The sequence below is a fragment of the Streptomyces sp. NPDC089424 genome, assembly GCF_044749345.1.
In the GTDB taxonomy this organism is placed as follows: Bacteria; Actinomycetota; Actinomycetes; order Streptomycetales; family Streptomycetaceae; genus Streptomyces.
In genome coordinates this window covers 47,726-63,011 of sequence record NZ_JBIVHU010000014.1, presented here as the reverse complement: position 1 = coordinate 63,011, position 15,286 = coordinate 47,726, and the positions used below count along the sequence as shown (strand labels likewise).

Below are 15,286 nucleotides of genomic sequence, written 5' to 3'. Positions count from 1 at the left end.
ATGCGGAAGCCCGGCCACCGTGGGGGCGTGGCCGGGCCGGGTGGTGCTCTACCTCCTTCCCTGGGCGAGGCAGTACAGGAGCAGGGCGAGTTCGGCGATACCTCCTACTGCGTCGAGGGCTTGGGCTTGGTCGGGGGTGAGCCTGCTGGCCGCGCAAATCACGGCGATGGCCAGGACGAGGAGGGTGGCGGGGTCGGTCGGGATCTGGCCGTAGTAGCGGGCGGTTTCAGTCACGAGAGTCCTTGTTGGGGGCGTGGTCGGGGTCGGTTGGCCAGGCTGTGGGCAGCCTGAATCCCTCGTGACAAGCTGTTTAGGGAGGATGGTTAGGCCCCCGGAACTCTGCCGGGTGAAGGGGGCCGGCGCTCAACAGTCAGACTACCCATACCGGCATGGCGATGCAATGCCGATACGGGAAGTCGTGCTACCCCACCACCCCCGAGCCCTGCTACCAATGACCCAGACGGCCGCGCACCACGGGGAGGAGCCCACCGTGAACTTCGCCTTTGAATGTGGCTGGTGCGGCGCGGACTGCGTCGTCTGGGGGAAGCCCGCTGGCTTCTGGCGCCAGCTTTTCCGCCTCCCGGACGAGTGGGAATGCTGGTGGTGCAACGGAACCAACGTCACCCCGCCGCCGCCCTGGAACCCCGCCGACTAGCGCTCCCTGGTCATCCCGCTTGGCGTGCCGAGGCAGGGACGGACGCGATGCCCTGCGCGCCCGCCACGCCCTCGCTGAGCTCTGTCAGTTCCCGCCGCACCTCGTCGTGCTCCACGGTGCCCACCAGGGCCGCGGACAGCATCTGCGCCACCGGATCCGACGTCGGATGCTGCCCCCGGCGTACGGCGCGTAGCCGGTGCAGGCTGACAACATCCCACGCCCGGTTGTTCGACTCCCGCACCGCGACGATGCCGTCCCGGGCCGCCTGCAACGACCGCAGGAAGTCGACCAGGTCGTGGGACGCCAGGTGCTCCCGCATCAGCCCGTCCAACACGGCGGGCGCGGACGGCCGGCTGACGTCGTCGTCGTGGTGCCAGTCGCAGTCGTCCAGGGGGCAGGAGAAACAGGTCCAGCCGGTGCTGAGGAAGCCCTTGGCGGTGTAGTGCGGGGCCTTCCCGCGGTCGGCCTTCCACAGGCCCGCATGCTCGGCTGCTTGCCGCTCTGTGCTGCTCATTGAGTCATCCTCTCCAAGATTCCGGCGCGGCGTCCCCAAGCCATCCCCGGGACGCAGCACGGGGGCCGGTCAGCCGCTGGACGAACCGGTTTCCCACTCTCCGGTCAGCATCGGATCCGCCACCGGCTGACCTTCCAGCCAGGAAGACTCGCCTCCGTCGTAGTCGCCGCCGTGCCGGATAACGATCGCTTCAACTTCGTCATGCCGCTGCACCATGTGGTCGATCTCCACGTCGCGGCCGGCCAGCAGCAACCAAGGCAAATGCGCCTCGGGAACTGCCTGCCGGATCTGCGTGACGTAGTCACTGAGCTCAGCCGCGCAAGCCTGCGCGCTTGCCTTGTCGGGGAAGTACGCCCAGTGCGTGTACGGGATCATGCTGCTCATCGGCCTACTTCTCCTTCAAGGGGCAAAGCCCGATAGTGCGCGGCGGCCCGTCCAGATCGGCCCTTCATCTTGCCGACGAACTGGAAGAGTCCCTTCTCACGCAACCGCCTTGATTCGGCGTAAGCAGACCCTGGGGGGATCCCCAGTTCATCCACCAGATCCCGCAGGCTGAAGATGCGGTCGCCGAGACGTTCGCGGGTGAGCCGATACAAATGCTGCATCGGGAATTGCGAGCTGTTGTAGGGGATACCGTTCCATACCACGTTGTGCAGGGGCTTCTCTTCCAGGATCGCCTTCCGCTCCGCCTCAAGCGCCTCATCACGCGATGGGAACCAGGTGACACCGAATCGGGCGACGTCTGGCCACCACGGCTTGTCGACTGCGTGGTTGTACCAGCGCTTCAGGGGTTCATCGCAGATGCCGATGTACAGCAGCACGTCTTCGGCGTTGTAGAAGCGGTAGACCGCGGTGTATCCGGGAGCGGGGCGCGTGGGGAGCGACCCTGTGACTTGAGGTTGGATGGTCACGCGGTTGCGTCCTCTCGGCAGTCGCGGCATAGGCCGTCCGGTGTGGGCAGCATCTTCCGGTGACCACAAGTGGGACCAGGGCAGATTACAAACCGTCCCTGTAGCCCCGGCATCAAGGGTTCCTCATCGCTTGAACGCGGCGCAGGCAGCCGGGGCGGGGCAGGAAGATTCTCCGGCGCCAGACGGTGCCTGTAGACGGCCGCCAGAGACTTCGCGGAGTCCGTTTCCTCGGTTAGCTGCGTCCGCAGCTTGTTCTCGGTCCATCCAGCCGCCAGCGCTTCGCTGACCCGCTGAATCAGGTGCTCTCGCTGCCGCGGTCCAGGCAGCCGGCCCCGGTAGGGAAGGCAGTCGACGAACGCGGCCGCCGCCGGGTTCTGCTTTTCCTTCTGCTGCGGAGCATCCCCGCCCCCTCCTTCCTCCTGGTCCTCAGTCTGGTTCGGAGTCTGCGTGTCCTCGCACGCGGGGGAGGAGGAGGTACTTCCCCCCGGTTCTTTAACCCCGTAGGGGTTAACTCCCGTCTCACCGACATCCGGTCCACCGGGAGCCGGTTGGCCGAAGTTCGGTCCACCGAAGTCCGGTCGGGCGGGATTCGGTCCCACCTGCGAAAACTCCGGCTCAGCCGAAGTATCCGCGACCGCGGCAAGGTGCCCTCGATCCGCCTTCTTCGCCTTGCTCCAGGGCTTGGGGAGGCTGGTCGGGAGCGACGACGGATCCTGAGGCTCCTCGTAGATCGTCGTCTTCGTCTCGAACCGACCACGCTCGCCCTGGGTGCGCGTTCGAACTAGGTAGCGCTCGGTCTCCAGTTCGTTCATGTAGCTGGCGATCGCATCGCGGCCCTCCGGGTTGTCGGCCGCCAGAGAGCGGATGTCGACACGTGCGCCCGGCGGCAGGCTGAGCAGGTACTCCGCCAAGCCTCGGGCCCCGAAGGACAGCCGGTTGTTCTGCGCCAGCGCGTTGTCGATGATGACGAACCCGCGTTCCTTCTTTGGCCCCCGTTCGATGTTCATGCGGGGGTCACCGCCGTGCGGCGGAACAGGCCGGGGCTACTTGTCGACACGCGGGTTGGTGCGGGTACCCTCACTAGCTGAGGCCCTTCTGCTTGGTGGGACTCGAAGAACCAGCGGGCTGGCACCCGCTGTGACTTGCTAGGACGGCCGGTAAGGGGACGCTGCGAGCCCCGTTGACCCGGCCGTTCTGCGTTCCCGGACGTCTGGGGCTGCGATCCCAGGGCCCGTAACGCGGTCATGACCTGCTCTGTTGGATCAGGTCCCCGTTGTCGTCCAGGCGGTTGTAGACGTCCCGGAAGAAGTCGAGGAACGGTTCGGTGGCCATCAGGAGAGCGCCGGCGGCCTCTCCGTACGGGTGGTCCTTGCCGGGGCCGAAAGGCCAGTGCTTCGCGTAGCGCTCGGACGTGGCGATGTGGCGGACGCCCTCGCGTGTGATGGCTTTGACGATGCCGAGTCTGACCAGCAGCTCGGCGCCGGTGCCGAATGTGACGGCAGGGGGGAGTCGGGTCTCTCCCGTGTTGTCGGGGTTTCGGGGGCTCATCGGTCCCCCCGCGTTTTCGTCCCACTTCGCACAGTGCGAAGCCGAGGCGATACGCTCATGGCGGATCTCCTTAGCGGGGATTCCCTACTGCCGAAGTCTTCGCAGGGCCCGGCATGTAGGGCGGCCGGCCGTGCCGCTGGTGCGGTCGGCCGTATTACTCATGAAGTTGTAACTCGAAGACCCCCCTCCTGTTACTCCTGCGGTCGGAGCGAGGTGGTCCAGCGGAGGATCGTGGAGCCTTCAGCAACCTTCACGGCCACCTCAACCACGCGACCATCTTCCAGCGTCACCGTACGAACCACCTGCGTAACGACAACCTCGGACGCCGTCAGCCCCAGGGCTTCCTTCTCCGCGGATGTCGCATGGCGGCTGGTGACCTCCTCCAGGACCTGATCCTGAGCAAGCCCCAGCCGCTCAGCCGCAAGCTCCCGAGACGCGCCGGTAGAAACCGGCTCCGTCAGCTCGGGAGTCACCGCGACCACATAGGCCGGGTAGTAGCTGCTGCTCAGGTGGATGGGCAGGCCGTTCCGGCTGACTACTCGCCGGCGTACCTGCACAGGAGTACCGGGAGCTACATCGAGCCGTGATGCCACCAGCTCATCGGCACCGGTTGTTCCGACCTCCAGGATCCGTGAGACCTCTCCACCATCAAGAGCGCTACCAGTAGCGCTGTGGAGCGCGACCCTGTTGGCGATGTTGTTGCTCACGGGGCCCGCGACGACCGTCTTCTTTCCCGGTCGCGTCAGGGTCAGACCCTCCATCTTGAGAGCCCGGTACGCGCGGTGCACGGTCGTGTGGGCCACGCCGAACTGCTCGCTGACGTCCGAGTAGCTCGGCATCGTGTCGCCGGGCCTGAGCGTCCCGTCGCGGATCTGCCGTCGGAAGTGCTCGGCAATCTCCGCGTACCCCGTGGTCTCGGGCATGGTCGACCTCCTCTCTCTGTCGAGTGCTGCACCCCTCATCGCGTGCAGCGGTACACCTCTGAGGTTAGTCGAAAGAAACATGCAGCGCTACTACTAGCGCTTGAGGGCGCGAGTAGTCTACATTGAGGTTGTCGGGAAGTTCGGAAGCCCTGAAACGCCGAACGGCCCGGGTGGTTGCACACCCAGGCCGCTCAGGGGCCCCGAAGGACCCGACAGATCGCTACCCGCCTCAACAGGAGCGACTGCCATGGAAAACCGTATCGGACAGGCGGCCCCGAACCGCACTGCCACCTCCAAGACCACTTCGGCCCTGCGCCAGCTCGCCGCGCAGCCGATCGGCCCGCGTATGCCGGGCCGCCCCAAGACCCGCCCCATCCCGATGCCCGGCCGGCTCGTCGTCGACTACTACGACTGGGACCTGCGCCAGGCGCTCTCCCCGACCCTCGACGAGGTCGCCACCGGCACCCTGGTCACCGCGTACGGCACGATCACGAACGTGCTCCGCCTGTCCGGCGGCCGCGCGATGGTCGTCCTGTCGTCGGACGACGGGAACAGCGCCCACGTCCAGCTGAACGCGGACACCGTCCGCATGGTCACCCCGGCCCTGTTCCGGGGGAACCGGCTGCACGTCCGCGGCGCCGTGACCCGCACCAGTCCGAACCAGCCGGCCGGGATCGACGGCCGCGGCGTTCAGGTGGAGATCGTCTGATGGCCGCCGACTGGTACACGAACGCGGCCCGTGCCGCCCACAACACCCACTGCACCGCCTGCCGGGAGCGGACCGCCGCCAGCGACGCCTCCGCCGCCGCCAACGGCGAGTCCATCCGACGCCGGGACCGCCGCCAGCTCGGCCTTCACCTCACGGGCAAGCGGGAGGTGCGCGTCTGATGGCCGCCACCGACAAGACCGACGCCCGCGTCCTGGAGCGTTTCCCCGCCGGCAGCCCTCGCGGGTCGTGGCCGGCGGAGGAGTACGCGGCCGCGCGCCGCGCCGAGGGCGTCAACGCCACCGTCGTCATGTCGATCACTGAGGACGCGTTCCTCGTGAAAGAGGTGACGGTCTGATGGCCCGCATGTCCCGCCGCGAGATGAACGAACTCGCTGCTGACCGCGAAAAGTGCGCCGCCCGCTCCGAGCGGAACGCCGAATCCGGCAGGCAGGCCGCCAACGACCCCAGCCTCCCGAAGACCACCCGCAAGCAGGCCGCGGCCGCTGCCATGTTCGCCGAGCGCCACGTCCAGGAGTACCGCGAGGAAGCCGAAGCCCTCCGCGACGGCCGGATCCCCGGAGAGGACTGGTGACCATGGACGACAAGACCCGCCAGGCGATCGCCCACCTCGCCGAAGCCCTCCACCTCCTCGCCGCAGTCGGCAACCAGGACGAGGCCACCGTGCCCGTCACGATCGGCGACCAGCAGATCAACGTGACGCCGAAGACCGCCGAAGCCCTCGCCGACTCGGTCGACTCGATGAACGCCTACCTCGGCATCGAGCACCCCATCGACAGCGAGCTCCGGGACCTCGCCGACCGGATCGAAGAAGCGACCGACTTCGACCCCGACAGCATGAAGCGGGCCACAGCCCGGTTCATGGGATGGCTCCAGGGCCAGTCCGGCGAGGCCATCGAGTCGGGCGAGTGGTCGGCGGCCGCCGTCTCCCAGAACGACCGCGAACTGTACGCCGACGTCACCGACTTCTTCGACAGCATCGACCCGATCTCGCTGCTGGACGACGTCCTCAGCTCCGACCGCCCCGGTCAGGCCGCCGAAGCATACGAGCAGATGACCGGCGAGTGGGACGGCGAACTCTGATGACCAGGCACTCCGAGGCGAACGCCATCCCGTCAGTGGACGACACCGAACTGGGCGACGTCCTCGCCGACCTCGACCACATCCACCCCGGCATCGGACTCATCCGGGACGGCATCCGCCTCCTCGCCCACGACCGCCTCACCACCGCACAAACCCAACTCCTCACCGTCGCCCTCGCCGGCTCACCGGACGGCACCGACGTCCTCACCGCGATCGGATACCTGGTCGCCCGCCTCACCCACCCCGACACCAACCCCGCCCTCCGCAACCTCGGCCACGACGCCCAGAAGCACACGCAGCGGCACGGCGAAAACCTCCTCCACCACCTCTCCGACCCCCACCTCCACCAGCACGCCTCAAACGCATCCGGCGCCATCCACACCGACTAGCCCGCCAACTACCCGCAGAAGGGAGAAGCCCCGTGAACCTGACCGACGAAGAGCGGAAGGAACTGTCGAAGAAGAACGCCGACGTGAACAAGAAGTCCAGCAACCGGCCCCGCTAACCCCCCGGGCCCGGCACCCCCAAGCCGGGCCCATCCTCTGGCCCTGCCGGAGGCCGCAGCCGCCGAAATCCCCCCGCGGCGGCTGCGGTCCCCCGCAAGACCAGCACCCACCCGCCAGACCCAGCGAAAGGACCACCGTGAACAAGACCCGCATCAAGACCAACACCGCCCAGACCGCCGCCAACATCACCTACTACGGCGGCACCCTCGGCGCCGGCGTCGGCCTCTACAACCTCCTCAACAAGCCCGACGCCCTCGGCTTCGTCTTCGTCCTCATCGTCGTCCTCACCGTCGAAGGCATCCTCCGCACCTGGATCGACGAAGCCCTCGACGCCTTCCACCGCTCGAACACCCCCGCCACCCCGGCCGCCATCACCACCGAGGGGGCCGACCGGTGAACGCCTCCGCCTTCCGCCAGGAACACGGCGACCCCACCACCTGGACCACCGCCGACTTCGAATCGTTCGAGCACCTCGCCGAGACCGACCACCTGGCGGACTTCACCCTCGTCATGGATCTCGGCACCGCCCCGTTCCCGATCCCCACCGCCACCCTCACCTGACCTGAGAGGACACCGATCCCCGTGAACCCGACCCCGGCCGCCCCGCAGCCGCCCACCAGCCCCGTCCTCGGAGCCTGGCAGCCCCTGCACCACGCCGGGGCCACCCCCCACAACCCGAACACCGCACCCAACCCCATGTACGACAAGCTCCTCTACGGCCGCACCCCCTCCGACTGGGCGATCCGCATCGTCCTCGTCCTCGTCATGACCGCCGCCCTCGCAGTCGGCACCTGGTCCATCTACACCCTCCTCACGGAACAACTCCACGCCCCCAAGGCCATCGCGATCCTCGGCTGCGGCATGTTCGACATCGCCGCCCTCTTCTTCGCCCTCCTCTCCCAGAAGTACGCCGTCACCACCGACAGCGGCCTCGCCCCCCGCCTCGCCATGCTCACCATGATCTCCACCAGCGCGTGGGTGAACTGGATGCACGGGCAGCTCGAAGGCTGGGGCATCGTCGGCTCCGTCATCCTCGCCGCCGCGCCCGTCATCGCCGAGCTCGCCTTCGAGATGTTCCACCGGTACGCGCACCGCGAGACCCTCCGACAGCTCGGCCGCGTCGCCCAGACCCTCCCCATCATCGGGAAGTGGGCGTGGCTGATGCACCCCATCCGATCCCGCCGCACGATCGACGCTCACATCCGCGCCGGCCTCACCGAACACGAGGCAGTCGCCAAGCGCCGCGAGGAAGTCTCCGACCGCCGGGCCCGCCTGATGGTCACTCTCCCGATCTCCGCACCGGAGGTCTCCCGCCACGCCTACGAGACCACCACCGCGGTCTCCCTTGACCGGATGGAGACCAGCCCGCTGGAGACCGGTCTCCGCGAGACCAAGTCTCTGGAGACCAGCGAGACCCCGGTGGCCAGCCGCGGCGAGACCAGCGAGACCGAGACCGTCCGCGAGACCCGAGACCGGTCTACGCAGACCGAGACCCCGGTCCACGACCGCGAGACCGAGACCAGTCTCCCGGTCTCCCGCACCCGGTCTACCCCAGAGACCACCGGCCGAGAGACCACCGCCCTGGTCACCCCTATAGGAGACCGCGAGACCGAGACCAGCAAGCTGCTGGACCTCATGAGGTCTCGCGGCGGGGCGATGCAGGTCTCCCTCAATGACGCGATCGAGACCACCGGCCGACCGAAGGCGACCGCCGCGAAGCGACTCAAGAACGCCCGAGACCTGTACCTCGCCGAGACCGCCTGAGACCAGAGACCGAGACCGAGACCGGAGAGACAGAGACCGATGGACATCGAAGCCCTTATGACGCAGCAGGGAATGCGCGGCTGGACCGACGAGCAGCGCGACACGTTCGTCAACGACGCCAGCCAGGTCCGGCAGCTCGCGCAGATCATCCAGGCCCGCCTCGCGAACAGTCAGATCGAAGGCGACCGGGCCGGATCCGCCGGCCGCCGCGCCCGCAAGGTCAGCAAGAAGCTCGCCAAGGTCGCCCGCCTGCTGGAGAAGGCCGCCGCTGAAACCGAGGCACTCAACGCCGTCTACCTGCGGGAAGTCGTCGAACTGCCCGACCGGCGTTCCAAGGAACTCGAGCGTAAGGAGCAGCGCCGCCAGCGCCTTGGGATTGCCGTAAGCAGCGTCCAGCACCGGGTCGCGAACTCCCTGGTCAACACGACGAACACCCTGTCCGGCGCCCACCCCCAGCCGAACGTGCAGGTCACTGGTGTGCAGCCGCCGGTTCCGCAGTACGTGCCCGCGCAGCCGTTCCAGTTCCCCGGACAGGCCAACGCAATGGCGCAGCCGCTGCCGGACATCGGTGACTTCTTCGACCAGGAGGCCATGTGAACGCCTCTCAGAAGGCCGCGCAGGCCCGCCTGAAGAACCGAGCGGAGCACTACAACACGGCCCAGGCGAAAGCCGCCGAACAGGGGCCGATGCACCTCATCACGTTCTGGACGAACGTATGCCGCAAGCTCGCCAAGGACGCGCTCGAGAGCGGGGATCCGGCCGTCGCGAACAAGCTTGCGGCGCACCTCAACGACTTCTACCAGGCTCACACACAGTGACTGCCGTCGTCATCATCACCCGCCGGAAACAAGGTGATGAAGGCCCCAACGCGCACGCGCAACGCGCACGCGCGAGGATCCCCCACCCGACTACAGCCTGTCAACCTCGGAAGGAGGCGACATGACCGACGACAACGTGATCAACTTCCCGCGGATCGGGTTCACCCTCACCCCGACCACCACCCCCAACGCCCCGGTCATCGAGCCCCCGAACACCCCCACACCCGGACCCGCCGGCACCCCCGCCCAGACCCGCCGCAGCCCCCTCGACCTCCTCGCCTGCCTTCCCGACCCCGGCATCCTCCAGCCCGCAATCCCCACCCCGGGTGCGGTGCCCGCCACCTTCCAGTCCGAGCCCGCACCCGACATGGTCGGCCCCCGCCTCGGCGCGCTCTCCCTCGCCGCGATCCTTGCCGTCGCCGTCGCCGCGCTGCGCGGCAGCAACACCGTCATGTCCACCTGGTGGGAGAACCGCATCGCCCGCCAGGCCGAGACCGACAAGCTCCGCGAAGCCCGCCTCAAGCACCAGCTGGCCATGCAGAACATCGGCGACAAGGCAGCCCAGCAGCGTGCCAAGACCAACAGCCGGGTCCCGTCCAGTTCGGAGTTCGGCCGCAAGACCCTCGGCGGCCGCAGCGGTTCAGGCGGCAGCGGGTCCGGTGGGGGCCGCGGCGGCAAGACCAACCGGTCCAGCAAGAGTTCAAGCAGCGGTCCCGTCTCACCGACCGGCAAGAAGAAGGACCGCGGCACCACCAAGCCCAGCCCTCCCGGTGGCAGCGGCAACGGCAACGGTCGGAGCCCGAAGCGCAAGCCGAAGGCCCCGCACCGGCCCTCCCAGGGCGGCAGCCACGGACTGGGCAACAAGCCGACCCGCGACAACGCCAAGAAGAAGAGGAACGGCAACGCCGGTCAGGCAAGCCCGGCCGGCAGCACGGCGGACGTCAAGAAGGCCGCAGCGCGACGGTGGAAGCGCCGCAACAAGAAGGGCCTCGACAAGCCCGCCCTGTGGGCCGACACCCAGCAGACCAGCAAGAACAGCAAGAACGGGAAGAAGCCGTCCGTTAAGGACACTTCCACCCGGCCTAGCAAGGTCAAGAGGAACGGCAAGGCCAGCACGGGCCACGGCCCGGACACGTCCAAGGCGGACCAGCCCATGTGGCGCACCCTGAAGAAGAGCGCAGCCCGACGGTGGAAGCAGCGCCAGAAGAGGGCCCGTAAGGACGGCCACACGCCGCCGATCTGGAAGACCGACCGCACCCGCACAAAGCAGGCACCCCGCCAAGCCCCGCGCGACGCGAACACCAAGCAGTCGGCCCGGTCCCGCTGGGAGCGGATCCGCGACTACGCCCGCCGCAACTCCCCGTGGGGCAGCCCCCGCACCACCCCCCGCCCCGACGGCAACCCCGGCCCCGGTCCGCGGCGCACCGCACCCACCGGCGGACACAGCCACCGGCGCAGCCCCTTCGAGAACGCCGGCCAAGCCGCCGGCGCCACCACCTGGACCGTCGAACGCGCCGACCAGCCCAGCCCCACCACCAACCCCCACCCACCCGCCGCCGCCCTCACAACCGGCCAGCCCGCACTCCACGCCGCCCCCACCCCCCACAGCCCGCGGCCCGGCACCACCCGACCCAAGGACGCCATCCCCATGCCCCCAGCCCCCGTACCAGCCGCACGGGACCCCCGCATCAGCAAGGCGAAAACCCAGGCCGCCCGCACCGCCCACGACAGCGTCGGCCGCCGCATGGACGACCAGCACGCCACCGAAATCACCCTCGACGACGCCCTCGACGAATACGGCGCTTTCAAAGACGACGGGTTCAAAACCCACGACCAGGCCCTGAAGCTCGCAGGCCGGGCCCGCAAGCTCCGCGACACCCTCGCCGCGTTCGCCGAAGACCTCGCCATCAACCACAACCTGATCGGGCCCCTGTTCTCCCTCGCCATGGCCCGCATGTCCGAATCCATGGACCTCGTCGCACGCATGGCCGACGAAATGCAGGTCTCCTCCCTCGAGGCTGCCGAACGGTCCGAAACCGCGGACAACGACCTCAACGACGCCTACCGGCCCTACACCACCGCAACCGCCGACGCCGGCCTGGCCACCCCGTCCGCCCCCATCCACAACCAGACCTGACAAGGAGCGGACCGTGCCCGACCCTGCCGCGATCGAACCCACATCCGACCACACCATCAGCGACAACGCCCCCGCACCGGCCTCGAACCATGCCCCCGACCGGCCCACCTGGTCCGGCGCCATCGCCGGCATCCTCAACTTCGTCACGCTGTCCCTGCGCATCCTGGCCCTTGCCGCGGCCGCCGCCCTCCTGAAAGAGCAACTCCACCTGCTGAAGGCGCGCATGCACGACGACGCCGCCCGCGCCCGGCGCCTCGCCGAACACCTCGCACAGGCAGGCGTCGACCAGCACTTCCAGGCACAGACCCTCGAGGTCGCCGCTGCCTTCGAACGCGTCGCGGAAGCCTCAGGCGAACTAGCTGACGCAGCCGACGGCATGGAAGCCGACGCCAACGGCGTCCGCGACGCCCACCAGGCCGAATACGGCGGCATCTACGAAGTCGCCCAGGCATCCCCGTACGCCCAGCCCAAGCCCGGCTTCAACGCGGTCCGCTAACCCGACCAACCACCACACCCCGCAGAAGGAGGACACCCCCGTGGCCGTCACCAACACGACACCCGACCTGGCCGTACACGACGGCCCCCGCCTCGTACCCGCCCGCAGCATCCGCCGCCGCCGACGCCTCGAACAGGTGGTCTACGGCGCCGCCGCCCTCGGCATCACCATCGCCCCCCAGATGGACAATTGGTGGCCCGCCCACATCACCGCCGCCGGCCTCGCCATCGGCACCTTCTCCTGGCTGTGGGGCAAATGGACCCCCACCGAAGGCACCACCCGCGCCCTCGGCATCCTCCAAGCCGCACAACGCGCCTTCCCCCTCCTCACCGGCGCCGGCATCTACCTCACCAACCTTCTGCACCCCAACACCCCCTGGTGGGAATACGCCGACGCTCCCACCTGGGCCCTCCTCATGGGACTCACCACACCCGTCACCCACTCCCTCAACCTGCACGCGCTGCTCCCCACCGAAAAAGCCCCCCTCACTCTCGACACCGAACAGGCCGCTCACGAGAAGGCGCAGCCCGCCACATACGCCGACTACCGAGCCGTCCAGTGGGCCAACGCCCGCCACACCGGCACCACCCGCCTCGCCGAAGTCCACCCCTACCAGGAAGGCGCCCCCGACTTCTGGGGCATCGTCGTCGCCGAAACCGGCGACGCCGTCCCCGACCTCAACGCCACCACCCTCGCCGGGATCTTCGACCTGCCCGTCGGCACCGTCACCCTCCAACTCATCGACGGATCCGGGCCCGGCCGCAAACTCCTCCAGGCCCGCCCCACCCTCGACGCAGCCCAGCAGGCCAGCCAGCACCCCATCGAGCGCCTCTGGACCGAGAGGCTGGCCACACCCTCCGGCGGCGCCCCCGGCATGACCCTCGTCGAGTTCAAAACGGACCCCAACCGGATCGCCCTGCGCGTGGCCGCCCCCGACAACCAGATAATCCAGCTCAACCAGAAGCAGATCACCCGCTCCATCGGCTGCAAGGACACCAGCCTCGTCACCGTCGAAACCGACGGCCTCGGCGACGGCCTCATCTCCATCTACAAAACCCACCCCCTCCTCAACGTCCGCGAAGCCACCATCGAAGACCTGACCATGGCCGCCGACGGCACCATCGCCCTCGGCCAGCAGCCCGACGGCCGCATCGGCCGCATCCCCCTCTACGACCCCCAGATGGGCGCCATCACCGACCTGTTCGTCGGCGCACCAGGCGCCGGCAAGTCCGTCACCCTGCTCCACGTCATCGCCGCCGAACGCATCAGCGGCATCGTCTCCATCGTTGCCGACGCCCAGGACGGCATGAGCCTCCCCGAGGTCGACGGACGCGTCTACCACTTCGGCAAGGGCATCGCCGCCACTGCCGCCACGATCGCCGCCGCAGTAGACCTCGGTAAATACCGAGAGAAGATCAGCGCAGAGAACGGCTGGGGATCCTTCGAGATCGGCAACCCCTGGCGCCTGGTCAACATCACCGCCGACGAACTCAACCGCATCCTGTCCGCCGACGCCGTCGTCCCCCGCCCCTTCCGCAAGTGGGTCACCGGCCTCGTCGGCGACAGCCAGTCCACCGGCCGCAAGCTCGGCGAAGGAATCCGCTTCGCCGCCCAGTCCATCCACCTCGCCGACCTCGGCGACAAAGACCGCATCCGCGCCAACGCCAAGAACGGCACCGTCTGGCTCGGCCGCACCAACAGCTCAACCACCCAGCACATGGCCCGCGACGGCGTTCTCCCGCCCGGCGTCGAACTCGCCCCCATCCCTCGCTACTTCGGCACCGGCGACAACGCCATCGACGCCGCCTTCCACGGCAAGGAAGCCAAGCACGGACCCATCACCGCGGGCATGGCCAACATCATCAACGGCGGCAGCCTCTACACGAACCGAACCTGGTTCGCCCGCAAGGAAAACAAGACCTACCCCGGTCTCATCGCCCTCATGGAATCCGCGCCCATCCCGGGCCTAACCCCCGAAGAGCACGCCGTCTTCCAGGAGTCCTACAGCTACTGGCTTGCCCACGCCGAGTTGCTCCTGAGCGGAGACGACGAGGAAAGCGTGGAGATCGGCAGGAACGCAGCAGAGCGCGACCTGCTCGCAGACGACGAGGAAGACCAGCCGTCCACCGGCAGCATCAAAGACCGCATCCTCGACGTCCTCACCGATGGCCCCCACGCCCTGAAGGATGTCCGCCGCAAGATGCCAGACGTCGCCGCGGGCAGCGTCAACAACGCCATGGCCGAACTCCACAACAACGGCACCGTCACCGCCATCAGCCGCGGCGTCTACCAGCTCTCCAACTAATCCACCCCGACAGGAGCCCTCAACCGTGACCCGCCTGCCCGACCCCAAGCAGCCCCACGCCACTACGGCCGGGCAGCCCACCGAAGCCGACCGCGACCAGGCCCGCCGCTGGCTCGCCGCCCTCGACGAAATACCCACTTCGTTCCACGACCCCACCCCGGTCCCTGCGATCGGGACCGCCCCACCGGTCGCGCAGCCCGGACGGCCGCCGATGTCGCAGCGCGCCACCGACGCGAGTGCGCTGATGCTGTCCGCCGGCATCGCGTCCCTGCCGCTGGGTGCCGCCGTGACCGGGATCCTATGGGCGTCGGGCAACGCCGACCCGGTCATCGTCGGGATGATCTGCGGTGCGCCCGCCGCATTGGTCCTGGCGCTCTCCCGCCTGGTGGGCAAGGCGAAGCAGGCCGCGCCGGACACGCACCACCACCACTACAACGGGAACGTCCGGCAGACGTACAACACCCAGACCACCCACCAGCGCAGCGTGTGGGCCAGCACCCGCAACCAGCTCCCCAAGTAGCCGCCCACAGGCCGGGGGATAGCGGCTCTGACAAACCCCCACCCATACGCCACCATCAGAACTGCGAGGGCGGGGACGTCTCAGCACCCCCGCGCCAAGACATCCCCGCCCCCCCAACCGGCCCCGGACAGGCAGAATCCCCCCTGCCACCGGGGCCGCCCCACGTCTAGCCGTAATAGTTGTCCGTGTACTCCGGCCCCCCAGGCTCCTCCTCACACCCCTCATCCCGATCCGGCGCCCACCGCGTCAACGCCAGCCCATACCCCTGCGGCACCAGATCACAGCCCTTGTCCGCCCACTGCCCCGCCAACCCCGTCCACACAATCAACAGCACCAGAACGCCCACGATCTTCTGGTTCCGGGACGGCCGCCACCCACGT

Annotated in this window: 22 protein-coding genes; 15 read left to right on the top strand and 7 right to left on the bottom strand. The window is 68.5% G+C overall.

Annotation, left to right across the window (positions count from 1 at the left end; translation table 11 throughout):
- Positions 1 to 48 precede the first annotated feature (48 nt).
- The 7 genes from ACIP2X_RS38025 to ACIP2X_RS37995 all read right to left on the bottom strand — a co-directional run bounded on the left by ACIP2X_RS38025 (position 49) and on the right by ACIP2X_RS37995 (position 4,551).
- The gene (locus ACIP2X_RS38025) at positions 49 to 234 is read right to left on the bottom strand and encodes a hypothetical protein (protein ID WP_401683033.1); all 186 of its coding nucleotides are present in this window, start codon (positions 232 to 234) and stop codon (positions 49 to 51) included.
- A 431-nt stretch (positions 235 to 665) separates the two neighbouring features.
- On the bottom strand, positions 666 to 1,169 hold the full coding sequence (locus ACIP2X_RS38020) for a hypothetical protein (protein WP_401683030.1): 504 nt from the start codon (positions 1,167 to 1,169) through the stop codon (positions 666 to 668).
- A 69-nt stretch (positions 1,170 to 1,238) separates the two neighbouring features.
- Positions 1,239 to 1,553, bottom strand: coding sequence for a ribonuclease E inhibitor RraB (locus ACIP2X_RS38015; protein ID WP_401683028.1), 315 nt, complete (start codon positions 1,551 to 1,553; stop codon positions 1,239 to 1,241).
- Positions 1,550 to 2,080 (bottom strand): GIY-YIG nuclease family protein, encoded by a 531-nt coding sequence (locus tag ACIP2X_RS38010; RefSeq protein WP_401683025.1) that lies wholly within the window; start codon positions 2,078 to 2,080, stop codon positions 1,550 to 1,552. Before ACIP2X_RS38010 ends, ACIP2X_RS38015 begins: the two co-directional genes overlap by 4 nt.
- Positions 2,077 to 3,087, bottom strand: a complete 1,011-nt coding sequence (locus ACIP2X_RS38005; protein ID WP_401683022.1) for a hypothetical protein — start codon at positions 3,085 to 3,087, stop codon at positions 2,077 to 2,079. The genes ACIP2X_RS38010 and ACIP2X_RS38005 overlap by 4 nt, the downstream gene beginning before the upstream one ends.
- A gap of 235 nt (positions 3,088 to 3,322) precedes the next feature.
- The gene (locus tag ACIP2X_RS38000; RefSeq protein WP_401683020.1) at positions 3,323 to 3,628 is read right to left on the bottom strand and encodes a hypothetical protein; all 306 of its coding nucleotides are present in this window, start codon (positions 3,626 to 3,628) and stop codon (positions 3,323 to 3,325) included.
- A 191-nt stretch (positions 3,629 to 3,819) separates the two neighbouring features.
- The gene (locus tag ACIP2X_RS37995) at positions 3,820 to 4,551 is read right to left on the bottom strand and encodes a GntR family transcriptional regulator (RefSeq protein ID WP_401683017.1); all 732 of its coding nucleotides are present in this window, start codon (positions 4,549 to 4,551) and stop codon (positions 3,820 to 3,822) included.
- 247 nt (positions 4,552 to 4,798) lie between these two features.
- On the opposite strand from ACIP2X_RS37995, the gene ACIP2X_RS37990 reads away from it, so the two are divergent.
- From ACIP2X_RS37990 to ACIP2X_RS37920, 15 genes are all read left to right on the top strand, one after another.
- Positions 4,799 to 5,260 carry a hypothetical protein gene (locus tag ACIP2X_RS37990; protein WP_401683014.1) on the top strand — a complete coding sequence of 154 codons (462 nt, stop codon included), beginning with the start codon at positions 4,799 to 4,801 and terminating at the stop codon, positions 5,258 to 5,260.
- Entirely contained in the window at positions 5,260 to 5,439 is a 180-nt protein-coding gene (locus ACIP2X_RS37985) for a hypothetical protein (protein ID WP_401683011.1), read from the top strand. The genes ACIP2X_RS37990 and ACIP2X_RS37985 overlap by 1 nt, the downstream gene beginning before the upstream one ends.
- Positions 5,439 to 5,615: a hypothetical protein gene (locus ACIP2X_RS37980; RefSeq protein ID WP_401683008.1), complete on the top strand. Its 177-nt coding sequence runs from the start codon at positions 5,439 to 5,441 to the stop codon at positions 5,613 to 5,615. Before ACIP2X_RS37985 ends, ACIP2X_RS37980 begins: the two co-directional genes overlap by 1 nt.
- A complete protein-coding gene (locus ACIP2X_RS37975; protein WP_401683006.1) occupies positions 5,615 to 5,851 on the top strand; it encodes a hypothetical protein in 237 nt (78 codons plus the stop codon). Before ACIP2X_RS37980 ends, ACIP2X_RS37975 begins: the two co-directional genes overlap by 1 nt.
- 2 nt (positions 5,852 to 5,853) lie before the next feature.
- The gene (locus tag ACIP2X_RS37970; RefSeq protein ID WP_401683003.1) at positions 5,854 to 6,360 is read left to right on the top strand and encodes a hypothetical protein; all 507 of its coding nucleotides are present in this window, start codon (positions 5,854 to 5,856) and stop codon (positions 6,358 to 6,360) included.
- Entirely contained in the window at positions 6,360 to 6,749 is a 390-nt protein-coding gene (locus ACIP2X_RS37965) for a hypothetical protein (protein ID WP_401683000.1), read from the top strand. The genes ACIP2X_RS37970 and ACIP2X_RS37965 overlap by 1 nt, the downstream gene beginning before the upstream one ends.
- 253 nt (positions 6,750 to 7,002) lie before the next feature.
- Entirely contained in the window at positions 7,003 to 7,263 is a 261-nt protein-coding gene (locus ACIP2X_RS37960; protein WP_401682997.1) for a hypothetical protein, read from the top strand.
- On the top strand, positions 7,260 to 7,427 hold the full coding sequence (locus ACIP2X_RS37955) for a hypothetical protein (protein ID WP_401682994.1): 168 nt from the start codon (positions 7,260 to 7,262) through the stop codon (positions 7,425 to 7,427). The genes ACIP2X_RS37960 and ACIP2X_RS37955 overlap by 4 nt, the downstream gene beginning before the upstream one ends.
- Before the next feature lie 21 nt (positions 7,428 to 7,448).
- Positions 7,449 to 8,630: a hypothetical protein gene (locus ACIP2X_RS37950; protein WP_401682991.1), complete on the top strand. Its 1,182-nt coding sequence runs from the start codon at positions 7,449 to 7,451 to the stop codon at positions 8,628 to 8,630.
- A gap of 39 nt (positions 8,631 to 8,669) precedes the next feature.
- On the top strand, positions 8,670 to 9,227 hold the full coding sequence (locus ACIP2X_RS37945) for a hypothetical protein (protein ID WP_401682988.1): 558 nt from the start codon (positions 8,670 to 8,672) through the stop codon (positions 9,225 to 9,227).
- Positions 9,224 to 9,448 carry a hypothetical protein gene (locus ACIP2X_RS37940; RefSeq protein WP_401682985.1) on the top strand — a complete coding sequence of 75 codons (225 nt, stop codon included), beginning with the start codon at positions 9,224 to 9,226 and terminating at the stop codon, positions 9,446 to 9,448. The genes ACIP2X_RS37945 and ACIP2X_RS37940 overlap by 4 nt, the downstream gene beginning before the upstream one ends.
- 121 nt (positions 9,449 to 9,569) lie before the next feature.
- Positions 9,570 to 11,585 carry a hypothetical protein gene (locus ACIP2X_RS37935; RefSeq protein ID WP_401682983.1) on the top strand — a complete coding sequence of 672 codons (2,016 nt, stop codon included), beginning with the start codon at positions 9,570 to 9,572 and terminating at the stop codon, positions 11,583 to 11,585.
- Positions 11,586 to 11,598: 13 nt separating this feature from the next.
- The gene (locus tag ACIP2X_RS37930) at positions 11,599 to 12,081 is read left to right on the top strand and encodes a conjugal transfer protein TraB (RefSeq protein ID WP_401682980.1); all 483 of its coding nucleotides are present in this window, start codon (positions 11,599 to 11,601) and stop codon (positions 12,079 to 12,081) included.
- A 40-nt stretch (positions 12,082 to 12,121) separates the two neighbouring features.
- On the top strand, positions 12,122 to 14,386 hold the full coding sequence (locus tag ACIP2X_RS37925; protein WP_401682978.1) for a hypothetical protein: 2,265 nt from the start codon (positions 12,122 to 12,124) through the stop codon (positions 14,384 to 14,386).
- Between the two features lie 25 nt (positions 14,387 to 14,411).
- Entirely contained in the window at positions 14,412 to 14,906 is a 495-nt protein-coding gene (locus ACIP2X_RS37920; protein ID WP_401682975.1) for a hypothetical protein, read from the top strand.
- Positions 14,907 to 15,286: the final 380 nt, after the last annotated feature.